This is a genomic window from Agriterribacter sp. (assembly GCF_035444585.1).
Classification (GTDB): Bacteria; Bacteroidota; Bacteroidia; order Chitinophagales; family Chitinophagaceae; genus Agriterribacter.
The window spans coordinates 1-5,135 of record NZ_DAOMOZ010000288.1; the positions used below are offsets into that span (position 1 = coordinate 1).

The 5,135-nt window shown below is 41.1% G+C and carries 5 protein-coding genes and 2 pseudogenes; 1 reads left to right on the top strand and 6 read right to left on the bottom strand.

The annotated features are described in order from the left end of the window. Window positions 1–153: pseudogene (locus PLH26_RS20115) on the bottom strand (protein-L-isoaspartate(D-aspartate) O-methyltransferase); the annotation flags it as partial. A gap of 106 nt (window positions 154–259) precedes the next feature. On the opposite strand from PLH26_RS20115, the gene PLH26_RS20120 reads away from it, so the two are divergent. Further along, window positions 260–1,279, top strand: coding sequence for a beta propeller repeat protein (locus PLH26_RS20120; RefSeq protein WP_324587814.1), 1,020 nt, complete (start codon window positions 260–262; stop codon window positions 1,277–1,279). A 190-nt stretch (window positions 1,280–1,469) separates the two neighbouring features. Here the strand turns inward: PLH26_RS20120 and PLH26_RS20125 are convergent, their stop codons facing one another. The 5 genes and pseudogenes from PLH26_RS20125 to PLH26_RS20140 all read right to left on the bottom strand — a co-directional run bounded on the left by PLH26_RS20125 (window position 1,470) and on the right by PLH26_RS20140 (window position 5,028). Beyond that, on the bottom strand, window positions 1,470–2,237 hold the full coding sequence (locus tag PLH26_RS20125) for a hypothetical protein (protein WP_324587815.1): 768 nt from the start codon (window positions 2,235–2,237) through the stop codon (window positions 1,470–1,472). Window positions 2,238–2,336: 99 nt separating this feature from the next. Further along, window positions 2,337–2,501, bottom strand: a pseudogene (locus PLH26_RS21855) (Fic family protein); the annotation flags it as partial. 129 nt (window positions 2,502–2,630) lie between these two features. Further along, window positions 2,631–3,653, bottom strand: a complete 1,023-nt coding sequence (locus PLH26_RS20130; protein ID WP_324587816.1) for a cytochrome-c peroxidase — start codon at window positions 3,651–3,653, stop codon at window positions 2,631–2,633. A gap of 75 nt (window positions 3,654–3,728) precedes the next feature. Next, window positions 3,729–4,595: an MbnP family protein gene (locus PLH26_RS20135; protein WP_324587817.1), complete on the bottom strand. Its 867-nt coding sequence runs from the start codon at window positions 4,593–4,595 to the stop codon at window positions 3,729–3,731. A gap of 67 nt (window positions 4,596–4,662) precedes the next feature. Then, the gene (locus PLH26_RS20140; RefSeq protein ID WP_324587818.1) at window positions 4,663–5,028 is read right to left on the bottom strand and encodes a hypothetical protein; all 366 of its coding nucleotides are present in this window, start codon (window positions 5,026–5,028) and stop codon (window positions 4,663–4,665) included. Window positions 5,029–5,135 lie beyond the last annotated feature (107 nt).

Below are 5,135 nucleotides of genomic sequence, written 5' to 3' on the forward strand. Positions count from 1 at the left end.
GATCTGGTCAAAGGCAAGGTCCATAAAAAAATGCCTGGGAATATTGTTCATGGCTTCCAGCACTTTTTGATCGGTAATGCCCTTTTTTTGCAAAGAAGCGATCAGTTTGCGGCGCAGGCCCTTATGCCGGTATTCGTCTTCATACTTTTTCATGTGCGGCTGCAAGATAAAAAATTGCCAGATCAAAACAGCTGATCTTCAGCATGACTTCAAAACAATTCCGGATTTGTTTTACTTTGAGTTGTAAAAACAAGCAAGCATGCACGTTGTGAAGCCTCTCTTACTATTTATTTTTTACCTGCTGTCGATTGTGGTTTCTGCGCAGCACATTGAAATGCTCCATTCCGGAACAGGCATTTCTTTAAGAGGATTGAGCGTTGTGAACGACAAAGTGGTGTGGGCCAGCGGAAGCAACGGAACGATCGGCAGATCGGTAGACAGCGGTAAAACGTGGAAATGGATGCAGGTAAAAGGATTTGAAAAAACCGACTTCAGGGATATAGAAGCTTTTGATGCCGCTACGGCTGTTATTATGGGCATTGCCGAACCGGCCTATATCCTAAAGACCAACAATGGCGGCAATACCTGGAAAGTGGTTTTGGAAGACAAGCGCAAAGGCATGTTTTTGGATGCCATGGAATTTTGGAATGAACAAAGCGGGATAGTGATCGGCGACCCGCTTGCAGGGAAAATATTCATTGCAAGAACTTTTGATGGCGGGGATACCTGGCAGGGGTTGCCCGAACAAAATTACCCGGTGGCCAGGCCCGGTGAAGCCATGTTCGCCGCCAGTGGTACCAATATCCGGGCGCTCTCAAAAAAAGAAGCCTGTTTTGTAACCGGCGGAACAGTATCAAGATTATTCATCCGGAACAAAACGATTGACCTTCCGCTGATTCAGGGCAGGGAAACAACCGGCGCAAATGCTATAGCCGTATACAACAATAAAAAGCGAAAGCCGGCAAAGTATATGGTAGTGGTGGGCGGCGATTTTGCGGCAGACAGCATTGCAGCGCAAAATTGCGCGGTAAGTAAAGATGGCGGTAATACCTGGACAAATCCCGTAACACCGCCGAAAGGCTACCGGAGCTGTGTTGAGTTTGTTGCTAAAAAAAAGCTGGTCAGTTGCGGAACAACCGGTGTGGATGTTTCTGAAGATGGGGGAATGAACTGGAAATTCATCAGCAAAGAAGGTTTTCACGTGTGCCGGAAAGCGAAGAACGGGAAAACGGTATTTCTTGCCGGTAAAGACGGAAGGGTTGCGAAGCTGGTGTGGTGAAGGAGTATCAGCTTTCAGCTTTGGGTGGAGGGTGTAAGGAGTAAGGTATTAGGGTTACGAAGTTTTTGTACTTAGCTGTGGTGCTGCTATCGGGCGTCCGTTGCCCCCGGATGACACCCAGTCGTACGGGCGGGGATTACTCAGCCGAACGAATTGGTATGCGATACGCAATAACGGCGAAGCGGAAACACTAACGCTTTAAAAAAAAATATTTATAGAATTTATTACTGGGCACTTTAAACTTATCATCTTGCAACCCTATTCTTACTGAAAAATTTTCTATTTTATCCGACCCTAAATATTTTGCAAATTCAAAAGATATTACCGGCGTTTCTATATCATCAATATTACTATTTGTCAAAGGAACAAGTATATCTACATTTTTATAGTCTCTTTCCGGATATGCCTTAAATGTAAATCTGCCTTTTTGTGGAATTCCATATTTCTCTATCAGCATAGAAGCCAATGTCATTTTAAAAATAATACTTTCAGAGTCTTTAAGAATATGGTTATTTCCAATGCGATTAAATATCGCTGAAGTATCTTTCTTCAAAAGCGATTCTAAAATTCTGCTACTCGTTTCACTTTCTTCCTTATATTTCCATCCATTCGTTAAAAATTGCGACACCGGGATTAACAGTAGCCCGAATAGAAAAACTGTCCAGAAATAAATTTCATATTTAAATTTCTTCCTGAACATTTGCTGTACCTCTTCGGAATAAGCTGAATACCTTTCTGGATCAAGCTTGCGTAAAAAAAAGGATACAGGAAAAATATCAAAATACCTGCCTTTAAACCATTCGGCAATGTTAATGTTGACCCACTCATTTGGTAATCCCATATACGGTCTGTTCTTAATTTTTGCACCAATTTTAAAGAAAAGAACGCCAATTCGGCAAGCCTGTACAATTGCTAAAACTATTCCCGTGTATACGATAATTGCAAATGAAATGTTCATGAAAAGTATGCAGTATTAATATTTATCAGGATCGAAATCGGTTGTTCTTTTTTTTCTTTCCACACAAAGTAAATATACGATCACGTTGATTATCTATACTTAACCAGAGATGCTTTCTCTTTGCTTTGTTAACTTTTTAATAGCTCCCATATAATCTTCCCTGTATATTGTTGGAATAATAATTTTTGATAAGGCTTTCGAGCTAAATTCCGCATTCATCATTATTCTTGCAATTCTGCCATTTCCATCAAGGAATGGATGAACTCCTTTATCAGGAACATCATATACACAGCTTTTGCAAAAGTATGCCGGAGCATGTTATACCATTCATATCCCTTTTTTAATGTTTCTGCTATACCTGCTTTAAAGCTTACATTGTTCTGCTAACCCAAATTACTTCCCAACAAACGAACTGTCGCTTAAAGTATTCATAAAGGAAATAAGGTCTTCTTTTTCCTGTTCCGTTAGCGGTATCCTGTTGCCGCTTTCTTTTAAAACCGGATCAAGATTATCAGCATCTAAAACGCCATTGTCAAAATAATCTAAAACGGATTTTAAAGTAGGAAACTGACCGAAGCTGCCGTAAGGCGCCGTGTATTCAATATTTCTTAAAGAAGGAACCCTGAAGCTCATATAGTCCGCAGGAATTCCTGTTACCCTGGCTCGTCCTGCTTCATCAGTATTTGGATTCAACGGAAAGCCAATATTTCTAAAACTCTGGTCGGTAAACAACGCTGTGCTGTGACAGTTCCCGCATTTATGCTGAAAAGTCTGGTAACCCCTTGCCTCGCTTTCCGTGAATGCTTCGTCTTCGTTTCGTTGTACCTTGTCATATTTGCTGTCGGCAGAGATCAGTGTATATCCGAATTGCGCAATGCTTTTATATATCCTTTCCGGGCTTATATTTTCATCGCCAAATGCTTTTCTGAACAATTCTTTGTATTCCTGATCGTCATTTATTTTACCAATGACTTCCAAAATAGAAGAATTCATTTCTTCGTGGGTGATGATGGGAACCAATGGTTGCTTTTCTAACTGGAGGATCTTTCCGTCCCAGTTATAAAATTGCATAAACGCCATGTTTTGGAGGGGGGGCGTATTGCGCAGTCCCACCCTGCCGTAAATACCAATTGCCAGGGCGTTACTATCAGCAAAAGCATTTGATTTATGGTGACAACCGGCACAGGAAATAGAATTGTTTGCGCTGAATCTTTTTTCATTGAAAAGCCTCTCGCCTAATTCAACTCCGTATTTCGTAGGTTTATTTGCATTTACCGAATTGTTCAGCGCAGGGAAATCCGGGGGAATAATCAACGGCAGTTCCGGATTGTCATAAGGCTCCGGCTGAATAATATCATCCCTGTTGCAGGATAGCAACAGGAAAAAAACTGATATGATGCCGAATATTTTTTTCATCCTGAATAACACTGACTTAAAAAATTGAAAAAGAGCCGCCACATTCGTGAACTTCAGGCGGCTCCTGGCAGTATGCTAATTCTCTACATTATCTATGGAAAACATCCCGGTAATATCGCTTGACCCGTCTCCGCCGAGGTTGTCAACAAATTTTGTCATTTGAACGGCGGTATGAATATTAGGCGTAGCATTGTCATTCATTCCCGTTCCTGATGTCAGCCTGATCGTATTGGCCTTTCCGCTCAACAGTTTGTCAAAGTCTGCCTTGATGGTGATCTTTGGAACATTGCGGCCCACCACAGCATTGCTGGTAAGATTGAGGGTAATATCCCTGTAAGCGTCAACGCCTTGTGTATATGCTCCTTCTTCTCCCTCTACGGTGCTTCCTGTATGGATGGACATTTCCTTATTATCGTTGTCATAGAACCCTTCCAGCTTTGTGAAGCGGTAACCAGCTCCCCATTCCCACATCATTTCCGTTTCATTAGCGCCGGCAGTTGCATAAAACGTTGGAAATTTTGCCTGGTCTAAAGTGTTCATCTCCTGCTTAACGCCCAAACCGAATTTTACCTGCTTGTACTCTCCCGACGGTATATTGCTCAACGTGTAGTTCAGCGTTTCAGTCTTTGCCTGGTTTACAACCGTTGCGCCCTTATCCAGGTCGTTGATGTTATAAGGAATTTCAGTACCGTCTGCTTTTATAAGCCGGATATTGCTGATCACGTATTTCAATTCTGAAAAATGATGCACCTGTCCTTCAGCAGAAGTGTTTGTTGTGGCAGTAGTAGAAGCGGCATCGCCAAGCACGATGGTATTGCTTTTAAAAGTGTTGTTGAAATGCAATATGATATTGTTGGCAACAGGATCCTTATCATCTTTACTACAGGATATCAATGCAGATAAAACTACGGATACTAATAAATATTTTTTTAAATTTTTCATTGCTGTTTTTTAAAGTATTTGAAAATTTATCACCTAATAATCATTTTGACTAAGCCATGATAGAAAGTCAACCGATAGGAGGCGGCACAATTATTTCCCTGTAAGGCGATGTATACAGGGTATCTTTTTGAATGGATGTTTTACTCTGTATATCAATTGTTGGATTTGTTACTTCCAACGCCGTGAATGAGACAGGGAATATGTCAATCTTTGGATAAATACTAATTGCAGAAGGCCCGGAATTTTCCGTTTCCTGTAACTCTTTTTTTAAATGACATGTTCCGTGGCATTGCAACCCGGGCTTGTTTTTGTTGATGCAGAATCTTTGTTCTATCGCATCCCGGTTCAGCTTAAAGTGCATGATAATTATCGCCTGCTGAAAACCCATCAGCAAGGATAACACCATCAACAAAATACTATAAACGATTTTCATTTTCTAAAAGATGAATTTTAAAGAAGTGAAAATATTACGTCCCATCCTGGGTATATTGCCCCAGTCTGCATAAGTGCTATAGTATTCGTTCAATAAGTTTTCCGCAC